At 36.3% G+C, this 20,234-nt stretch carries 19 protein-coding genes; all 19 read right to left on the reverse strand.

All coding sequences use genetic code 11. From position 1 onward, the window contains the following. Nucleotides 1–5 precede the first annotated feature (5 nt). The gene (locus tag LOZ80_RS25685) at nt 6–872 is read right to left on the reverse strand and encodes a glycosyltransferase family 2 protein (protein ID WP_238167327.1); all 867 of its coding nucleotides are present in this window, start codon (nt 870–872) and stop codon (nt 6–8) included. A gap of 203 nt (nt 873–1,075) precedes the next feature. Beyond that, the gene (gene cysC, locus LOZ80_RS25690; protein WP_238167328.1) at nt 1,076–1,684 is read right to left on the reverse strand and encodes an adenylyl-sulfate kinase; all 609 of its coding nucleotides are present in this window, start codon (nt 1,682–1,684) and stop codon (nt 1,076–1,078) included. 63 nt (nt 1,685–1,747) lie between these two features. Beyond that, nucleotides 1,748–3,208 (reverse strand): TIGR03032 family protein, encoded by a 1,461-nt coding sequence (locus LOZ80_RS25695; RefSeq protein WP_238167329.1) that lies wholly within the window; start codon nt 3,206–3,208, stop codon nt 1,748–1,750. A 179-nt stretch (nt 3,209–3,387) separates the two neighbouring features. After that, complete coding sequence (locus LOZ80_RS25700) at nt 3,388–4,347, reverse strand: glycosyltransferase family 2 protein (RefSeq protein WP_337950976.1); 960 nt, start codon at nt 4,345–4,347, stop codon at nt 3,388–3,390. Nucleotides 4,348–4,437: 90 nt separating this feature from the next. After that, nucleotides 4,438–5,286, reverse strand: coding sequence for a dTDP-4-dehydrorhamnose reductase (rfbD, locus tag LOZ80_RS25705; RefSeq protein ID WP_238167331.1), 849 nt, complete (start codon nt 5,284–5,286; stop codon nt 4,438–4,440). Continuing rightward, the gene (gene rfbB, locus LOZ80_RS25710) at nt 5,286–6,305 is read right to left on the reverse strand and encodes a dTDP-glucose 4,6-dehydratase (protein WP_238167332.1); all 1,020 of its coding nucleotides are present in this window, start codon (nt 6,303–6,305) and stop codon (nt 5,286–5,288) included. Before rfbB ends, rfbD begins: the two co-directional genes overlap by 1 nt. 18 nt (nt 6,306–6,323) lie before the next feature. Next, nucleotides 6,324–6,869: a dTDP-4-dehydrorhamnose 3,5-epimerase gene (gene rfbC, locus LOZ80_RS25715; RefSeq protein WP_238167333.1), complete on the reverse strand. Its 546-nt coding sequence runs from the start codon at nt 6,867–6,869 to the stop codon at nt 6,324–6,326. A 15-nt stretch (nt 6,870–6,884) separates the two neighbouring features. Next, a complete protein-coding gene (locus LOZ80_RS25720) occupies nt 6,885–7,628 on the reverse strand; it encodes a sugar phosphate nucleotidyltransferase (RefSeq protein ID WP_238167334.1) in 744 nt (247 codons plus the stop codon). A 157-nt stretch (nt 7,629–7,785) separates the two neighbouring features. Continuing rightward, a complete protein-coding gene (locus tag LOZ80_RS25725; protein ID WP_238167335.1) occupies nt 7,786–8,310 on the reverse strand; it encodes a hypothetical protein in 525 nt (174 codons plus the stop codon). 47 nt (nt 8,311–8,357) lie between these two features. Beyond that, a complete protein-coding gene (locus LOZ80_RS25730) occupies nt 8,358–10,004 on the reverse strand; it encodes a glycosyltransferase (RefSeq protein ID WP_238167336.1) in 1,647 nt (548 codons plus the stop codon). 39 nt (nt 10,005–10,043) lie between these two features. Continuing rightward, complete coding sequence (locus tag LOZ80_RS25735; protein WP_238167337.1) at nt 10,044–12,380, reverse strand: glycosyltransferase family protein; 2,337 nt, start codon at nt 12,378–12,380, stop codon at nt 10,044–10,046. 28 nt (nt 12,381–12,408) lie between these two features. Continuing rightward, a complete protein-coding gene (locus tag LOZ80_RS25740; protein WP_238167338.1) occupies nt 12,409–13,152 on the reverse strand; it encodes an ABC transporter ATP-binding protein in 744 nt (247 codons plus the stop codon). Nucleotides 13,153–13,177: 25 nt separating this feature from the next. Beyond that, complete coding sequence (locus LOZ80_RS25745) at nt 13,178–13,963, reverse strand: ABC transporter permease (protein WP_238167339.1); 786 nt, start codon at nt 13,961–13,963, stop codon at nt 13,178–13,180. Nucleotides 13,964–14,017: 54 nt separating this feature from the next. Then, on the reverse strand, nt 14,018–15,136 hold the full coding sequence (locus LOZ80_RS25750; protein WP_238167340.1) for a DegT/DnrJ/EryC1/StrS family aminotransferase: 1,119 nt from the start codon (nt 15,134–15,136) through the stop codon (nt 14,018–14,020). Nucleotides 15,137–15,149: 13 nt separating this feature from the next. Then, complete coding sequence (locus tag LOZ80_RS25755; RefSeq protein WP_238167341.1) at nt 15,150–15,779, reverse strand: acetyltransferase; 630 nt, start codon at nt 15,777–15,779, stop codon at nt 15,150–15,152. A 17-nt stretch (nt 15,780–15,796) separates the two neighbouring features. Further along, nucleotides 15,797–16,729, reverse strand: coding sequence for a GDP-mannose 4,6-dehydratase (locus LOZ80_RS25760; RefSeq protein WP_238167342.1), 933 nt, complete (start codon nt 16,727–16,729; stop codon nt 15,797–15,799). A 15-nt stretch (nt 16,730–16,744) separates the two neighbouring features. Continuing rightward, nucleotides 16,745–17,746, reverse strand: a complete 1,002-nt coding sequence (gene gmd, locus LOZ80_RS25765) for a GDP-mannose 4,6-dehydratase (RefSeq protein ID WP_238167343.1) — start codon at nt 17,744–17,746, stop codon at nt 16,745–16,747. 52 nt (nt 17,747–17,798) lie between these two features. Beyond that, on the reverse strand, nt 17,799–18,875 hold the full coding sequence (locus LOZ80_RS25770; protein ID WP_238167344.1) for a mannose-1-phosphate guanylyltransferase: 1,077 nt from the start codon (nt 18,873–18,875) through the stop codon (nt 17,799–17,801). 1 nt (nt 18,876) lies between these two features. Beyond that, nucleotides 18,877–20,157, reverse strand: coding sequence for a glycosyltransferase (locus LOZ80_RS25775; RefSeq protein ID WP_238167345.1), 1,281 nt, complete (start codon nt 20,155–20,157; stop codon nt 18,877–18,879). Nucleotides 20,158–20,234: the final 77 nt, after the last annotated feature.

The raw sequence follows: 20,234 nt of genomic DNA on the forward strand, positions 1-20,234 counted from the left end.
GGACATCACCTCGCAGGACGCAGTTTATTTCGTGCTAAAGATAATACAAATTTCAAACCGACACCTGAGTAAACGATGGCATTGATCAACCAGGAATACTTCCGCCGATAATGCTTATTGTGAAACAAGATCATAGCCCTATGGAACTCATATATGATTTTAAAAGGCTTTCTACGACTGCTGGCGCCTTTGTGGTGAACAATGTGAGTGCGCGGATAGTAGTAATTCACCCAACCCGCTTGTTTAATTCTATAACACCAATCTATATCCTCACCATACATAAAAAATTCCTCATCCAGCATTCCTACCTGCTCAATCGCTTCGCGGCGAATCAACATGAAGGCTCCAACGAGCGAGTCGATGGGATATTCCTCATCCGGATTCAAGTAACCGAGCTGGTACTGGTTGAAGCGCGGCTTCTTGGGAAATAACTTCGAGAAGCCAAACGCATAGTAGAAGGATGCTGAGGGCGTCGGGAAGCCCCGCTTGCAGGCTTTGTCTAGGGAACCGTCTGGCAGGACGATTTTGCAGCCGCTGGCTCCCACAGATGGGTTCTCGTCCATGAAATGGAGCATCGTGTCCATCGTGTCTGGTTGAACGATGGTATCGGAGTTCAAGAGTAGGATGTAGCGTCCTTTGGCTATTCTGATGCCTTGATTGTTGGCTTTGGAAAAGCCGACGTTGTCTGTGTTGGCGATAGTGACGACCTGCGGGTATTGCTCGTTGATGGCTTGGATGATGCCGTCGTTGGATGCGTTGTCGATTAGGATGATTTCGTAGTTGTATGATGTAGACGACGTGATGACTGATTTGATGCAGGCTAGAGTTAGATCTCTCGTTTTATAGTTGACGATGAGAATGGATACGTCCACGGAAAAACCTCATTTTATAATGTGATAAGATTATTATATCATGGGTGATTAGTGGCGTAAAAAGATATATATTGGGGAAGAATCATTGGAGGCAAGACACTTGAACCCTTCGACAAAAAAAGAAAAGAAATTGGCTGCTAGCCAGCTACTTTTCTTTTCGAATATACTAACTATTTATACTGGAATAGCGATTTCAAAGCTAATTAATTATTAATTAATTTATTAACTAATAAATATTGAACAATTTGTTCAGCAGCATTAGAAATTGAAACTTTGTGAGTTTCAATAATAATCTCAGGCGATATCGGCTCTTCATACGGGGCCGAGATTCCCGTAAATTCCTTTATTTCTCCGCTTCGCGCTTTTTTATATAAACCTTTTGGATCCCTAATTTCGCATACTGTTATAGGACATTTCACATAAATCTCGATAAACTCTCCTACTTCAAGCATAGAACGAGCAAGATTACGTTCTGCTATATAAGGTGAGATGAAAGCCGCTATACTGATAACACCAGCATCGACAAATAACTTTGATACTTCAGCTATGCGTCGAATATTTTCCATTCTATCTTGAGAATTGAATCCCAAGTCTTTATTCAACCCAAGCCTAATATTATCTCCATCTAAAAGATAAGTTGAAAGATTTCTTTTATATAGTAAGAACTCGAGTTCATTTGCCAAACTCGACTTACCGGAACCCGATAAGCCCGTAAACCAGATAACAAAGCTCTTATTTGCTTTTTGAACTTGACGATCTTTTTTTTGTATTTTAACTTTTTGCCGAAATACATTGTTGGTTGCATTAGACATAAAGTCCTCCAATTACTTTCGGAAAGCTAGAAAGAATACTTAAAGGCAGCTAACACTAAATTATTAATTAGCGAACTTTATTGCTGCACCAGTCCATCTAACACCAAATGCCCCAGTTCTCTGATGCTCCGAAATATCAGCGTAATTAATTGATGCTAGTTTTATTCCATTAATATAAATGGTCATTTCATCATTATTTTCTTCAACCTTCATATTTCCTGATATAGGCAATCCTGTGTACTCAAATTGAGATAATCTTTCCCAAGAATCCCCCTCATTTTTCCAAATAGAAAGGACTGACTCTGACTCCGAACAAGGTTGGATCAAAAACAAAGACATCTGTCTGTCGTCGCCTTCTCCTTTATAATCCAAGACTGCAGAGATATGTCGTACATTTAAATCTTCAAGCTCCAGAAAAGAAAAATCAAATGAGATATGGTCATCTTCATGTAACTTCATGATTAATGATAATTGCCCTAAATCTGCGTGAAGGAATCGATCTTCTCTAAACAAAGGAGACCCGAAAATCATTTCATAATTCATCCAAATCGAACGATTCTCGTAAATCATCTTTGAAACGTCAAGACTCTTACGGGAAAAATCTTTCAACATGCTTTCTCGTTCAAGAAGTTTACCAAGACCAGCGAATGGAATATTATGGTGGGCCATGTCAGGCACATCAAGAAGACGAACCTCATGAACAACCCCATATGGGCCCAAAGAAATATGATCAATCGCTTTCCAAGTACTGCGATCTATAATCCATAATCCGCTAATCGAGCTATGCCTTAAATCTCTTCCTGTTTGTTGACTTTCACCAACGACAACATAATTCCCATGAGCTGCTAAACCTCGTGTATAGATAGGCGAGCCTGAGATCCAAACAGGAGTACTTTCATCCAGATCGATTAAACTGCCTCTTTCCGAATCACAGCTAATTCTCTGCCCTTGATCTGTAATCCAAATATTATGAAGACCGCTTCTTGGGCCTAAATTTTCGATATTCAACAACTGCATTTCCGGATATGAGAACACACCAAGCCATGATCCTTTTTTGAATCGATGCGCAATAACGTATAATTTATCATCTTTAATAAACACCGAATTTAGATGATCGCCGCTAAATACGTCTGGGGAGAGTCGATCCCAACGTTCAGAACTTAATCCACATTCATGATAATACCCTGGTTTAGATAATTCAATTGTTGTTATTACATTACGACCAGTATTTGTGCAAACTATTTTATCGTCAGATGTACACAAAATTTGGTGAGGAGCAGATAGAAAAAAAGGACTCTTTTCTTCACCTGCTGATATCCAACCACGTTCGGAAACAGCGTAAGTGGCGAGGTCTTTCAATTTTGAATTTTGAATCCCACTATGGGATAGCACAAGACGATCATCGCCTTTAAACCAAGATATTCCATAATATTCCTGACGGTTACCTTCAAGCGGAATAACCTGACCGTCCTCAAGATTAACAAGAAGTAGATAACAAGTTGTAGTTACTAAGACGTACTTCATCTATTCTTTCCGCACCTCTCTGGAAAATCTTAAATTTAACTGCATTTGAAACTTTGATTTACATATTCACAAAGCTCTTTTCGACAAAATATCACATATTCTTCATTCATCAAATATTATACGATCATGCGAATAAAGGCAATATTTAAAACTAGATTCGATCTCTCTGGCAAGATGGGTCAACTAAACCACCGATAAACATCCCTATCCGTCGCCCGCCGTCTCCCTTGTATAATACTCCTCTTACGTTTCAACTCCCCATACTTTCCCCAAAAATCGCTCCAAGCGCCAAGCAGATTAGGTTCTCTTATCATCGCATATCCGAAACTTAAACACTCATAAACAAGTAATGGAACCATATGCTTTATCACCATGGAGGAGCGATCATTTTTCATTATCATTTTGTATCGATTAATATACGACAATCTCCTAACAAAAAGCGGTCTACTGCCTCTACCGCCTTCCTTCCACCCTCGCTCGTGATAAGCAACAGCAGTAGGCTCATAGAGTGCTTTCCATCCAAACAGCTGCGCTCGCCAAGCCACATCGACATCTTCCTTATAAGCAAAAAAATCCTCATCAAAAAATTCGCCATCCAAACAAATATCTTCAATCATTTTACGAGCATACATCGCAGCAGCACCTGAAACACCGAAAACTTCCTCTGCCTGCTTAAACAGATCGCTTGACTGATGAGCTCCACGGTCAAAAGCTCTCCGAGCCTTATTAATAACTAGACCCGTACTATCTATATGAGTAGGATCTGCCTTAAAAAGCAGCTTCCCCGTTGCACTCCCACCTCGTTCATTTTCAATTAAACATCGAATAGTTTGAGCCACGTAATCACAATCAAGAATCACATCCGGATTCAAAATAAGACAAAAATCCGAATCTGTCATTCGGATAGCTTGATTATGCCCTCCCGCAAACCCATTGTTCTCCTTATTGAAAACAATCGAACATCGACTTTGCCATTTTGCCAATTGCTCTTGAGTACCATCCTTAGAGGCGTTATCGATGATAACGACGCTTTGAATGGGATAAGTTTGACCGAAAACCCCCTCCAAACAATCGTCAATATGTTCCACGCTGTTAAATGTAACAATATGTATGCTAACCGTTCCCATAAAAGCCCCCATGACATACCATTTCCCTTAGTATTTACTTTCATTATAAGCAACCAAACACAAAAAAACTATCAGCTCGCCTAAGCACACTGATAGTTTCGTCTAGTTATTTTGTTCCAATTCCACCAAAAAAGCCTTCAATCCCTCGCGCCAAGGACGCAAATCCTCAAAGCCGTTAGCCCGAATCGTTCCATGCTCCATAACTGAATTTCTAGGTCTTGGAGCTGGCCGCGGGAACTCTTCCGTTGTACAAGGCTCCACATTTACTTTCAAGCCACTTTCTTCAAAAATCGCACAAGCAAATTCATACCACGAACAAGAACCCGAATTAGATGCATGATAAATGCCATATTTCTCCGTCATCACAAGTTGCTCAAGAAACAAAGCAAGATCAATCGTATAGGTCGGTGACCCCAACTGATCACTAACTACTTTCAAAGAATCTCTCGTCTTCGCCTGATTCAACATTGTTTTCACAAAATTAGTCCCATAACTGCCATATACCCAGGATGTTCTGACGATAAAATATTTCGAAGAGAGCGATTCTATATACTGTTCACCGGCTCTTTTGGACTTCCCGTAGACACTTTGCGGGTTAGTCAGATCGTCTTCTTTATAAGGAGTAACTGAGGTACCGTCAAAAACATAGTCAGTGCTGATATAGCAAAATTTCGCTCCAACAGACTCAGCCGCTATAACTAGATTCTTCGTTCCGTCTGCATTAACTGCGTAAGCTTGCTTTACTTCCGTTTCTGCAAGATCAACCGCTGTATAAGCCGCACTATGAATAACAACATCAGGTCTTAAGGCCGTAATGACCTCCATGCATTGACTCTCATTCGTAATATCTAGTTGATCTCTTCCATAACCATGAACTTCATGATTAGCACCAAGTAATTTAACTACATCTTGTCCTAGCTGGCCGTTTGCTCCAGTCACTAAGATTTTCATTATTTAGTACCTAATCGTGCGCCATATTGTTCATTAAAATACTTTTGATACTCACCCGTCTGAATTCGTTTCCACCAATCCTGATTTTCCAAATACCAACGAATGGTTTCATGTATGCCTGTTTCAAAATTATGCTTTGGCTCCCATCCAAGTTCATTCGTAATCTTCGTTGCATCAATCCCATAGCGGCGATCATGCCCTGGACGATCTTTTACGAATTGCATCAATGACTCTGGTTTACCCAGCTCCCGAAGAATCGTTTGTATGATTTGAATATTGGTTCGTTCGTTATTTCCTCCGATGTTATAAACTTCACCATCAACACCTTTATGCAAAACGAGATCAATTGCGCTGCAATGATCCTCAACATACAACCAATCTCTGATATTAAGGCCGTCACCGTAAACAGGGAGAGACTTATCGTTTAGAGCATTGGCAATCATTAACGGGATTAACTTCTCAGGAAATTGATTAGGTCCGTAATTATTGGAACAACGTGTGATATTGATTGGCAGTCCAAATGTCTCATGGTAAGCACGTACCAAAAGGTCAGATCCCGCTTTGCTAGCTGAGTACGGACTATTCGGTGCTAATGGCGTTTCTTCTGTAAAAAGACCAGACTCGCCAAGTGAGCCGTAGACTTCATCCGTGGATACATGAACAAATTTCTTTACAGCATGCTTTCTAGCTGCCTCCAGTAGAACTTGTGTACCTAATACATTGGTTTTCACAAAAATATCCGGCTCTAAGATGCTCCGATCCACATGGGATTCAGCAGCGAAATGAACGACCCTATCGATTCCCTGAGCGAAAATGCTGCTTACTAATTCTTCATTTGTGATGTCACCTTTTATGAAAATGTATTGGCTATTTTCTTGAATGGATGTTAGGTTCTCTAAATTTCCCGCGTAAGTCAGAGCATCAAGATTAATGATTTGATAGTTTGGATATCGGTCAAGCATATAATTTACGAAATTGCTGCCAATAAAGCCTGCTCCGCCAGTTACAAGTATTTTCATGATTGCATAGCTCCCATTTTAAAAATTTATTTCCGCATCTACGAGGAGCGGGTGCTTTTGATCTTTGTCGGAAAGAATAGGCTTAGAGGTTGGCCAATCAATTCCGAGCGCAGGATCACTCCAAAGTATGCCCCTATCGTATTCAGGTGAGTAATACTCATCTACTTTATAGAGCACTTGCGTATTGGGCACAATCGTACAAAAACCATGTGCAAAGCCTTGAGAAACAAGGAGTTGGCGCTGATTAGCTTCACTAAGGATAATTCCCACCCATTGACCAAACGTGGAGGATTCTTTGCGGATGTCTACCGCTACATCGTAAATTGCACCAGCAGCAACTCGAACAAGCTTCGTCTGTGCCTTGGGGTTCAACTGATAATGCAGACCTCGTAACACACCTGTTTCCATAGATAAAGAATGATTGTCTTGAACGAATGGAAAATCAATGCCTAATTCTGCAAACTTTGCACTGCTATAGCTTTCCATAAAAAAGCCCCGATTGTCACCGTGGACATCGGGCTCTATAATAAATAGTCCTTCTAGCTTAGTTGATAAGATGTTCATCGGGTTTTACACCTCTTACAGTTTGAGTTTTCCAAAATCATCTCCGAAATACAAATCTTTCGCCAACTCATTTGCTTTTGATAATGAAGCATGTGTACCCGCATCAGTCCACCAGCCTTGAAGGATATCGTAAGTCAGCTCATTTTTTTCAATGTATGCGTTATTAACATCTGTGATCTCAAGCTCGCCGCGGCCTGATGGCTTCAGTGTCTTAACTATCTTAAAAACAGAACTGTCATACATGTAGATCCCAGTTACCGCGTAGCTGCTTTTCGGTTGTTTAGGCTTTTCTTCAATAGAGATAATCTTGTCTCCCTGCAACTCTGGAACTCCATATCTTTGTGGATCTTGAACTTCTTGAATAAGGATTTTCGCCCCATTGCGTTGAACCCTAAAATTGTTTACAAATAGAACAATACTTTCTTCAAATACGTTATCACCTAATATAACGACCATCTGATCATTTCCTACAAAATGTTCAGCGAGATCTAGTGCTTGAGCAATACCACCTGCTTCATCCTGAACTTTATACGTGAAAGTTACCCCCATTTCCCGCCCACTGCCTAGGAGGTTAACGACATCGCCCATGTGTTCTTTGCCAGTGACAATCAGAATATCGTTAATGTCAGCTTGTTTCAATTTGCCTACAGAGTGAAATATCATAGGATATTTTCCGACAGGAAGCAAGTGCTTATTAGTTACTTTAGTTAGTGGAAACAATCGAGAGCCTGTTCCACCTGCTAGAATTATGCCTTTCATTAGAATCCCTCTTCTTTATTAGTTATTCTAGAATTTAACCTATTTTTCGAAAGTGCCTTGTTTGAGAAATAAGAAAGATGCTCAAATCTTTGGCAGAATGGTGTTTGACAGAACAACATCACCCAACGAGAGGAGCACCCTATAGATGGGCTTACTATTACCTTTTATAACTATTAATTTTTTTTCTGATTAGAAAAAAAATAGTCGCTAAAAAACAAACTAAGTTAACTATAAATATCGGCAAATTACTTTTAATACCAGTTTTTAAAAAGTAAAAAAAACCTTTAACCTTGTCTTCATTATAGTGAATTTCATCGCTTACTGCTACTATGTTGGGATTTTGTAAAAACCAATAAGCATTTTTCTGATCTACTAAATCAAAAACAATCACCGCATTTTTTTCAGCACCTTTAATTGAAGACATGTCTATTTCGAAATCGGAATAATATAAATTATCAGCGATATGCGAAAGCGGCTTACGTTTACCTTCAAACAATACCTCTTTATTTCCAACATAAATATGATAACTCATGTAAACATCGTCGTTTTTAAATTTAGGAGATAAAAAATTCACTTGAACAGTCGCAACAAACTTGTTGACATATTGTTCATGATTATTAATTACAGCAAAAATCACATCTGGTTTTTGTTCATCTGTGGCAAGAGCATTAGCACTAACCAAGCAAATTATGACTGTAACAATACAAACAATTTTTTTAAATATAGATATCAATCCTTTTGGTGAGCAGATTTGTCAATAAAGTATTTAAAAGCATCTACATATTCGTGAGCCATTACAGTTATTGTTCTTTCTTTCATCTTTTGATAAATTTTGTTTTGACGCTCATACAAATTATCTTTGTTTTCTAGCCCGTAGATAATCTTTTCTGCAATATCCTTCCAGTTATATGGATCAAATAAATAATCTTCAGAATCCTCATCTCCTAATTTTTCTAGAACTTGTGGTATTCTGCTCATCACAGACGGCGTTCCTACAGATAGACCTTCTGTGAGTGTAAATGGAAATCCCCCTTCATACAAAGTTGGGTTTACAACTAGCTCTGCACACGCATATAAACAAGCTAACATTTGAGAGGATACATTAGAAAAACTTAAAACATCGTATTGTAGTCTTTTTTCAAGAATAAATTTTTTAACTTCTTCATCAGCGCTGTATTTACCAGTCAATATCAGCTTTACTTGCTTAAACTTTCTTCGCAAAACATATTCATATGCCTTCAGAAGATTAATAATGTTCTTATGAGGCCTTATCTGCGAAGAATAGAATATGTACTTTACGTCTTTAAAATTCAAATTAGCAACATACTCATGAATATGAGGTAATATTGGCAAAGAAGCTTTAACTTTTAATAAATTAAGCTGCTGTCTAGCGAAAACAAAATTAACATTATAAGGATAATCGAGGTGTTTCGAATTGGAATAAATATCAATATAGCTGGATAAATCATTAGTCGCATGTTCAATTACCTTAATATTTTCATCTTTTTTCATAAAGTCATCTATCACAATTGTTTTTTTTATATAACTCGAATATGTTATAAAATAACTAGAGCTTTTAATTACATTCCTTATTTTCTCTGTCTGAAGTAACGGACTCATATCAAGAAATCTTTGCGGATAAACCGCGGTAACTAAATCAGGTACATTTATAACTTTTACTCCATTGATTTTTTCAAACATTGTTGGAAAAGCATTCGGAGAATACCAAATATCGACTGGCTCTATTAAGTTTATTTTGTTTATAAGTTTTTCAATATTTTTATTTATGACCGCTTCATACAAACTGTAACCCGGCTTTTGTGTCCATGTGAAAATTCGTAATAATACACTAATTACAATTTTTTTGATAAATGTCCTATTCATATATAGATTAAACTTATCTTTAGGTCTTTTAATGAACTTTCTAATCAATTGCATGATTAATACGATAATTAAACTAACTAAAAAGAAGGGAAGCAATCCTGTTACTAATATAACTCCTACTAAGAGAACAGTAAAAAACAAAATTGCATTTGTAATAGACAGCACATTATTTAAAGTTTCAAAAAGAAGATTTGAAACTAAACGTTTTATTTTACCCTTTGACTTACGCTCTTGCTTCTTACGCTTTCCTAACAACATCATAAACCTAATACTAATAGGCTGACTTACTGTTACTAGCGTAACACTTTTTTTGTTAATCCTATAGTCCTCAAAAAGAAGATTAAGCGTATTCTCTAACCATTCTGGGCAAGCAATCACCACTTCATTATCTGTATCTACAAAACCTTTTACTAGCGAAGCTAAATATCTACCAAGACCCTCACTTGTTAATACTGTATTGGGTTTATAAGTTAGAAATATCCCTATTTTCATTTTCGTAACTCCCAAACTATACTTTTAGTCGCCTTGCGCTTAAAATTTTATAAGTTCCTTAAAAACATTGAAGATCTCTTTGTACGTATGGTCGATTGTAAATCTGATCAAACTTTCATAAGAAGGAACCCTTTTTCCAAACTCTTTATAGTCTACTTCTGTTTTAAGTAAAAGATTAGCTAATTCTTTCGGTTTATCAGGATTAAAAAATCGCAACCCAAGATTCATATAATTTTCATAATTCTCCATCGCATGATACCTACTTGATATAGATGGAATACCATGCAATGCAGCATCAAACACCGACATGTTTCCATTATCAATTATTCCTCCATGCAGTAAGAACTTGGCTTTTTTTAATAGTTCAATATATGTCGCCTTCGGAAGATTCCCTTTGAAAATCACATTTTTCTTTAAGCCTTCATCACGACTGATTAAATCTCTTATATCGGCAATATAACCCCCACCATTATACTCCTTTTTCACATCAAATTTATCAGATTCATGACCTGTGACGAAACAGATAAGGGTTCCGTTTTTCTGATAGTACTCACTCAATCCCTCAAGAACTACCTTATGATTTTTATGAGCAGTTACATTTGTAGACCATAGAAAGTAATCCCGCTCTTTATTTCTTAAGTATAACTTTGATTCAGGTTTTTTTTCTACATAAAAAACTTGTTCATTTTCCTTATATGACTCAAAAAGTAACGGTATCTTTCTTAATATTTCTTTGGGTATGCCCAAATACTGGATAGCATCTTCAAAGTTGGCATCAGTATTAGCAATAACTGCATCTGCTCTTCGAGTCATTTCAATTACGTGACTTTCATAATATCCACCAAGCATTCCTGGCAAATATCTTTGTATATAATCATGTATACAAACGGCATAAGGTTGAAAAGTGAAAATCCTTCCCGGAACTCTATCTACTGCAAAGATAAGATAATCACAATCTGCAAAACCGCTAACTTTATCGTCTAACATGTAATATTCAGGTAAATCATAGTCAAATGCCACAAATGAAGCTCCAAATTTTGTTGAGATCATTTCTTTAATCTGCTCATTATCGACTTTCCGCCATTCAAAGGGACGAACCGTTATGCCCATCTCTTCTATTTTTTCAAAATAGTTCTTGCCAACATAATTTAGATGATCAACGTGTCCAAAAACAAGCTCAAGATTACTTTGGTTTTCGTCAATACCTCTCTTTAATGCTGTTAAAAGCCTAATAGCGTAGTCCAAAACACCTCCAGTATATTCTTCACCTAATATAACCGCAATTTTTTTGGGGGATTTATATTCTTTAAAAGATATCTGCATATTCTCTTGAATTTTTTTGAAATTCTCTTTCCATATTGGCATACAATATTCATATGACATTTTTCCCAATAAAACGTGTTGAGAGCTTCTAATTTTATCTATAAAAGCTTTGTCTCCATTAATTAGTCTTTTGACTTTCCTTTTGGCCTCATTAATATTTTTGCAACGCCCTGGTAGATTCTTGCCACCTAACTGATCTAAGATCCCTCCGCCCATAAAAATTAGAGGTAATCCACATTTGACTGCTTCAAAAGGATGATAGTGAATATGTCTTTTCTCCTTTGAATGATAATACATCAATCTGGAATTTAAATACATATCCTGATAATCTTCATCAGACAAAAATCCTATCACTTTTTCATCCATTGGTTGAATCGGTTGCGCTCCTCCCACAAGGTAATCATATTCTTTGAAATTTTTAATAAAATCATCGTAGATGCGTTTAAAATAGTCTGATGTTTCTATTCTTGGACAAACAAAAAGAATTCTATCTTTTTCGCCTTTCCACATTTCGCTTTTGATTGCCCCATCTAAACCTATCGGGAGAGTTAGGGCCCTGTCGTGGAATATTCCAACTTCTACATCTTTCAAATTTTCAAACGCCTGCCCAAAATAAAATCTATGTTTTAATTTTTCCAACTCGTTAAAAATACTAATACCAAAAATGGACATAAGTACTTGTGTATAGTTTATCGAATTATCCAAGCCAAAAGGCCTAAACACTAAGATCCCTGTATACTTACGCACCAACTCCTTGAATTGTCTTGGAAAAAAAGAGAAGATGCAAACTTCAAAATTATCATTAATAATTGATAAGATGTCTTCGGGCAAATATTCATAAAAATTCACCTGATTTAGTTTATCTATGTCATCTTGTGGAATAGTTAATGTAGCATCGTAAGAGTAATCAATGGAAGCCGACATGTTTCCTTCGTCGTATGGAAATACTTTAGGTGTATATACTTCATACCCTAGATCGATCAACATAGGAACTTCAAACTTTCGTAATGTTTTGTGATTAATTAACCATAACACTCTCTTTTTTTTAACCAATATACTCTTCTCCTTATTACGGAACTCTTTATAGCATTTGTTTATAAAATTTTATTACTTCTTCAGGCTCTCCATCTTTAATAATTTGTCCTTGTTTTATTAATATAACCCGATCACATATTTCCTTGACTGTGGAAAGATCGTGTGAAACAAGCACAAGTATTTTAGCCTTGTTCATAAGTTCTGTCATTCTTTCTTTTGCCTTGGCAGTAAAAGAAGCATCTCCAGCACCTATAACTTCATCGAGCAGAAGAATTTCTCCTTCAATAGAAGTAGATATAGCAAATGCCAAACGAACCAACATACCCGCAGAATATGCTCGAATAGGATAGTCAATAAAATCCCCGAGCCCTGCAAAATCAATGATTTCTTGTTCTTTCTCTCTTATTGTTCTTGGAGTTTCACCCAATAGAAGACCTCGATACATGATATTCTCTCTACCAGTCGACTCTAGATCAAAACCTAGAGACAAGTCAAATAAAGAACGTATCTCACCATTCACTTTTAATGAACCCGACTGAATCGGAAATATACCAGCTATTGTCTTCAAAAGAGTACTTTTCCCTGCTCCATTGTGACCAATAATCCCTAGTTTTTCTCCTTGCTTCACTGTCAAACTGAAATTCTTAAGAGCATGAACATTATCTAGATCTTCTTTTTTTTTCTCTAACTTTAACCATGCAAAAACTTCTTTTTTTATTGTTGTTGCATTGTATATATGTGACGGATAATACAAATTTACATTTTCAAGTTTTATATACCATTTGTCCATATCTATTTTCCTTCATAAATTTTTTTTAAAAATAAAAAATGATTTTATCTTGATTTTTGTATGTTATCCAACAGGCTACAATGGTTAGTATAAAAACAACCCCAATCGTGAAACCATAGTCACTTGGAGTGGGCATAACCCCCAACAAAAAAGGGTTCCTAATTAAAGCTAATACATGCGTTACTGGATTCATATTTAGAAAATTTTTCAATACTGGATTTGTTGTAAACATTTCTGTTTTAAAAAACACAGGAGAAACATACCAGAGAGCTTGAATAATCAAAGCCATTACTTGTGGATAATCTCGGTATTTAGCATTTATAAACCCCGCTATTGTAGTAGTAGACCATGACACAAGAAAATATAGGAACACTGTTAATGGAAATGTTATTATCCCTAGAATTATGTTTTGAGGGTTCAAAAAAATAATCCATATCACTAGGGATAACATTTCAATAACAAATGTAATTGTAATCACCAAAGACGATCTCAATGTATATATTACTATTGGATGATTAAATTGACGAATATACTGTTCACCAGATAATATCGAATTTCCACCTCCGATAATTGATGAACTGATAACATTCCAAACAATTATGCCTGACAAAATATAAGGAGCATAATCACCAAAAGACGTTTTAAAAACAGTCCCAAAAACGGTTGTCATAAGAAGAGTGAGCAACAATGGATTCATAAAAACCCAAAGAAACCCTAGTTTTGAACGCCTGAATTTATTTTTTAATTCTGCATAAACGAGATGCGTCCAAAAATACCTTGTTCGATAAATTTTCCTGATATATTCGCTCAAACGAATACCTCCAAATGAATACTTCTGATGGCGCCATGGCACCTGTACATATGTCTAAACATTATTTTTACAATGGTAAACTAATCTATCACTTATATATCTTAAATCTGATGAACTAAGTTCTGCATTAGTGGGGATATTAAACCCTCGGATTGATATACGATCAGCGTTAGGGTAAGTAGAATCTTCATAATAAGGAGGCAGTTGGTGCATTGGGTAGAATAACGGTCTTGTTTCTATCCCATCAGTTGCAAGCAGACTCATCATCTCATCTCTACTTATTTTCACTTTATCTGTAAGTAAAATCGATACCATCCAATATGAATGAGTTGCCCAGGACATCTCAGGTTGCATAGTGAATAAATCAGTAAATGGAAAAAATTCTTTAATATATTCATTTGCTACAGTTTTTCTTTTATCCAAGTGCCAATCAATATTTTCTAATTGTCCTAAACCAATCGCTGCTTGCACATTGGTCATGCGATAATTATAGCCTACAACATTAAACCAATATCTTCTTTGAGGATCCATTCCCTGACCCCGCAGTAGCTTCATCTTAGCTGCTAATTCAGAGTTATTTGTAGTGATCATTCCTCCTTCTCCAGTAGATATAATTTTATTACCAAAAAAACTAAATGTCCCTACATCCCCTATCGAACCAACTTTATTGCCCTTATATTCTGCACCGTGTGCTTCAGCTGCATCTTCTATTACAAAAAGGCTGTATTTCTTAGCGATTTCCATTATAGAATCCATATCAACCGGATGACCATAAAGATGAACCACAATTATACCTTTAGTTTTATCAGTTATTTTTTCCTCAATTCTATTTGGGTCCATATTCCATGTATTAGATTCACAATCTACCAATACAGGCGTTGCACCACAATATTTAACTGCATTTGCTGTTGCAATATATGTTAGTGTCGGAACAATTATCTCATCACCTTCTTTTATTCCATAAGCAAGCAAAGGTAAATGTAATGCAACTGTTCCATTTGCGCAAGACAGAGCATGCTCAACATTACAAAAATCAGCAAACTTATTTTCGAACTCAGTTACATATTTCCCATTAGATGATATCCAGCCAGTATCAATACAATCCATAACATATTTTTTTTCATTTCCATTAAGAACAGGTCCTGCCAATGGAATATTTTTAATTACTTTCATTTTCTTCATCCTTTTATATATATTTTTTTGCTGGCACACCAACTACCTTAGCATTCGCTGGAATGTCTGATATAACTACGGAACCTGCACCAATAACAGCCCATTCCCCAATCTTGATTTCGGGGATAATTTTTGTACCCACTCCTATAAACGTACCTTCTCCGATCTTAATACATCCAGCCAGTGATGCTCCTGGTGCTACATGGACATGTGAACTAATATCGCATTCATGATCAATACCAGCTAAGGTATTAATAATTACGTTGTCCCCTATAACAGCGCCTGTACTTACAACAGCACCAGGCATAACAACTACACCTTTTCCAAGAGCGGCATACGATGATATATGCGCAAATGGACTAATTGCATTTATAGGTGCGAATCCAAGAGCAACTAGTTCCTCAAACAATTTTTTTCGTAATTTATTTTCGCCAATGGCAACAAAAAATGATTTTATTTTTTTTTTCAACAAAGATGGCAAAATCGAATCATTCCCTAAGTATGGAACACAACACAAACTTTTTTCAACATCAATAGGTGAAGTGAAACCAATAACTTCATAAGTACCTGTGCTTTGAATGATGTCAATAATGACTTTTGCATGCCCGCCTCCACCTATAATGACTACTTTTTCACGTTCCATAACTACCTTCTTTCGCTTTAAAAACTAATCTTTCTATTTCTCCAATAATCCAGTAAATCTTTCATCGTATCTTTAAGATCATATTTGGGTAACCACCCTGTATGACATCGTAATTTTGTATTATCACCTATCCGAACAGACGCTTCTTTCTCCCTTACTTTATTATCATCTATTTCAATTTTTGGATACTTAATATTTGAAATCGCGATTAACGTATTCAATAGTTCGTGAATAGAAACCCCGTTATTAGAAGAAACATTGTATACTTCTCCACTAATTCCTAATTTCATAATTAAAAAATAGGCATTTACAACATCTCTTACATCAAGGAAATCCCGTTTTACATCAATATTTCCAACTCTAATAGTATCTCTACCTACACGTTCCATTTCAGATATTTGCTTTGCAAAATTAGAACATACAAATTCAGATGTTTGTCGCGGCCCAGTATGATTAAAGGCGCGGGCACGTAGAATTTTCATATCATATGTCTTAGCATATTGTTCACTTATTAGGTCCGCGCAAGCTTTTGCTCCCGCATAAGGATTATTGGGGCGAAGTATGTCATTCTCATTAAATGCAATACCTCTCCCATCACCATAAACCTCTGCAGAACTAACGTACAATATTTTTGTATCAAGATCTAGTTTTCTAACAACCTCATATAAATTAAGAGTTCCATTTACAATTGTATTATAAGTTTCGATCGGCTTTTCATAAGATAACGGAATAAATCCAGAGCCTGCTAGATGATAAATCTCATCTGGTTGACATGACTTGATTACTTGCTCTACTTTCAAAGAATCCTGAATATCACAGGGAATGCAATTAATATATTTGCTAGTAGGGCAAGAACGAGAAAGTCCTATGACTTCGTAATTATATTCTAATAACTTTTCGGATAAATACGTTCCTACAAATCCGCTTATTCCTGTTATAAGAGCTTTCATCGAAAACTCACTTTCTTAAACAATACTTCCTACGTTAGTTATATAGTTATTCGCGTGTTTAACTCGTTGTAAGTCCGAATCGACCATTAGATGTACAAGTTCTTTAAATGTCGTTTTTTGTGGACTCCAACCCAGTTTTTGGATCGCTTTCGTAGGATCTCCTAATAATAGATCTACTTCTGCCGCTCTAAAGAACTTAGGATCCGTAACAACATGATTCTGGTAGTTTAACCCCACATAACTAAAGGCGATCTCGCAAAACTCTCTTACTGAATGCATTTCACCAGTAGCTATTACAAAATCATCCGGCAATTCTTGCTGAAGCATTAGCCACATGCATTCAACATAATCTTTAGCATAGCCCCAATCTCTTAATGCATCTAAATTTCCAAGGCGCAATTCGCTTTGAAGTCCTAATTTAATTCTTGCCACAGCATTTGTAATTTTCCTTGTTACAAACTCCACACCACGCCGCGGCGACTCATGATTAAATAAAATACCTGAACTAGCAAACATATCAAAGCTTTCTCGGTAATTCACAGTCATCCAATGACCATAGACTTTCGCTGCCCCATATGGGCTTCTTGGATATAGTGGAGTTGTTTCAGTCTGCGGCGTTTCCACTACTTTCCCGAACATTTCACTGCTTGAGGCTTGGTAAAAACGAGCTTCTGGTTTCACAATACGTACAGCCTCTAAAATGTTTGCAACACCTATTGCTGTAACTTGACCTGTCAATAAAGGCTGATCCCACGATGTGCCAACAAATGATTGAGCAGCTAAATTATAAACCTCATCTGGATTAGAAATTTTCACTGCATTAATTAATGAGCTTACATCGAGTAAATCACCGTTAATAAACTCAATTTCATTTTCAATATGTTGGATATTTTCCATAATGGGTATACTAGTTCTTCTACGCATTCCATATACTTTATAGCCTTTTTCTAACAATAAATCAGCCAGATAAGATCCGTCTTGTCCTGTTATTCCCGTAATAAGTGCACGCTTTGTCATGTGTTTTTCTCCTTAGGCAGTAATTAAGATATAGTTTACAAAAAACTTGTTATTACAGATATTGCTCTAGTTTTTGAATTTTCAATTCTTTAATTAAAGACTTTATTTCCTGCGCTTTATCTTTTTTACAAATCAAAGTCACATCATCAGTTTCGACAATAATAAGATCTTCAACCCCTAGTGTAGCAATAAGTTTACCATTACTTTCAATAATACACCGTTTGGTATCTATGTTTAATGTATTACCTCTTATAACATTTCCATTCTCATCGAGTTCATCTATCCGTTCAAGTGAAGTCCAACTGCCTACATCGTCCCATCCGAGAACACAAGGTATAACATAGATGTCATCTGCCTTTTCCATAATTCCGTAATCAATGGATTGGTCAGGCATTTTTGAAAACTCTGCACGAATCACATCTTTTTTTTCTCTGAATTCGAAAGCTGCTTTCATTGTCTCTAACAAATCATGTAATTCCGGCATTAAATTTTTAATGTACTCACGAATGACAGCTGTTCTCCACACAAATATTCCACTATTCCAATAATAATTTCCTGCTTTTAAATAACTATCCGCCTTATCCTTATCAGGCTTCTCAACAAATCGATTGACCTTATATACAGTAGTAGTATTAATCTCAACCGCTTCACTTGTACTTTCTATATATCCATATCCAGTTTCCGCATAAGTTGGACTTATACCTAGTGTAACTAAGTTCTCTCCAAGTTTGCTCACCACAACTGCAGTCTGTAAAATTTTGACGAATTCCTCCTCATTTTTAATAATATGATCAGAAGGAATTACAATCATAGAACTGTCTGGGAATTTCTCTTCAATGATTATCGAAGCTAGGCCAACACAGGGAGCTGTATTACGACCGACAGGTTCAATTAGAATATTATCAACTGGAAGATTTGGTATTTGTGCTTTAATTAATTCCGCATATAACTCATTCGTAATAATAAATATCTGCTCTATTGGAATAAATGTTAACAATCGTTCAATGGTTTGCTGAATCATGGATTTATTACCGGAAATATTTAAAAATTGCTTTGGTAAATTCACACGGCTTCGAGGCCAAAAACGCTCACCTTTACCTCCAGCCATAATCAAACAAGTAGTAGTCATTTCAACCCCCGAACTTCCATTTATAGATATGGTCCAATCTTTTTTGAATCAAATCCCCAATATTTGAAGGTGAGTGGAACTTTTTGATAAATAATTCTCCTTCTTGAGCTATTCCGTTATAGTACTCAGAATCATTAACTAACCTTAGCATATATTCACTTGCATGTTGGATATTAGGTTCAGCCCAATATTGATACGCTTTGTATGGTCCATAATCATTTCCTAGTTGAACAAGTTCATAATCTACAAGACATGAGTTCTTCCCGTTCATAAAATCAGTGTTTGATGACCAATTCGTACCAATGGCTGGCTTTCCTAGAAACATAGCCTCTGCAAACCCAAGTCCAAATCCTTCGCTCCTATGTAATGAAATGAAACAATCACAACTCTTAATAAGTGCGTTTATGTCATTTCGGCTAATGGTTTGAATAATTAAGTAAATATTTTTATAATCAAGGATCATTTCATTTAGAGACTTCATTTCTTCGGAATCACTTACAAATCCATTCACTTTAATTACTAATCCAACATCCATATCTTCTGGTCCAAACGCTTTCTTAAAAGCATCGATGGAGGCATTTGGGTTCTTGCGTTCCTTAAGACTCATTAAATCATACATAGTAAGAAACAAAAAAGAATCACTAGGTAAATTATAATAGGATCTTGATCTATAGTCAGTAATCCTCACTTCAATAGAGTGTGGAATCTTTATAACGGGAACAGGACTTTTGATAGAAATCGAATTTTGAACAAAAGTCGATGGGACCCATATCTCGTCTACATATTTGAAGTTTTCTTGCCATTCATCAGGAAAATCGGGCAATTCCCAGTGCCAAAAACCAATATTATATCTATTTTCAAACAATGAACTCCCATATAGTAAATTAATTTCTGGCATTTGTTCCGCATTAATATGAAAAACATTAACATCGTACTTCGGATCTTCAATTTCTTGGGAAGCCCACGTTAAATCAGACATTCTGGAACTGCTGGTTCCAGAGAAGTTTATGATCCCGAACGGAATTCCAGCAGCATTAATGCTATTGGCTGCTAAGCGGCAAGACTCACCGACACCCATCTCAGCTCTTGCATAGCCAAGTAAATTTATTCCTTTTGAAGCTTGCGTGCTTATTAATTTTTCTTTATTTTTCATTGCAGGTTGAGCTGATTTCAACAGTATTGATTTACCGTAATGTATAATTCGTGCAGGTAAAAAACGAGTTAATACCGGTTTTAACACACTGGCTGCTTTATACAAATAACGAAATAATTGTTTCTTCATTGAGACAGCCACCACCAAAGTAATTTTCCTTCATAAATATCAAAAACACTATTTGGAAACTCCCTTCCAACTATGCT

The sequence above is a fragment of the Paenibacillus sp. HWE-109 genome, assembly GCF_022163125.1.
In the GTDB taxonomy this organism is placed as follows: domain Bacteria; phylum Bacillota; class Bacilli; order Paenibacillales; family NBRC-103111; genus Paenibacillus_E.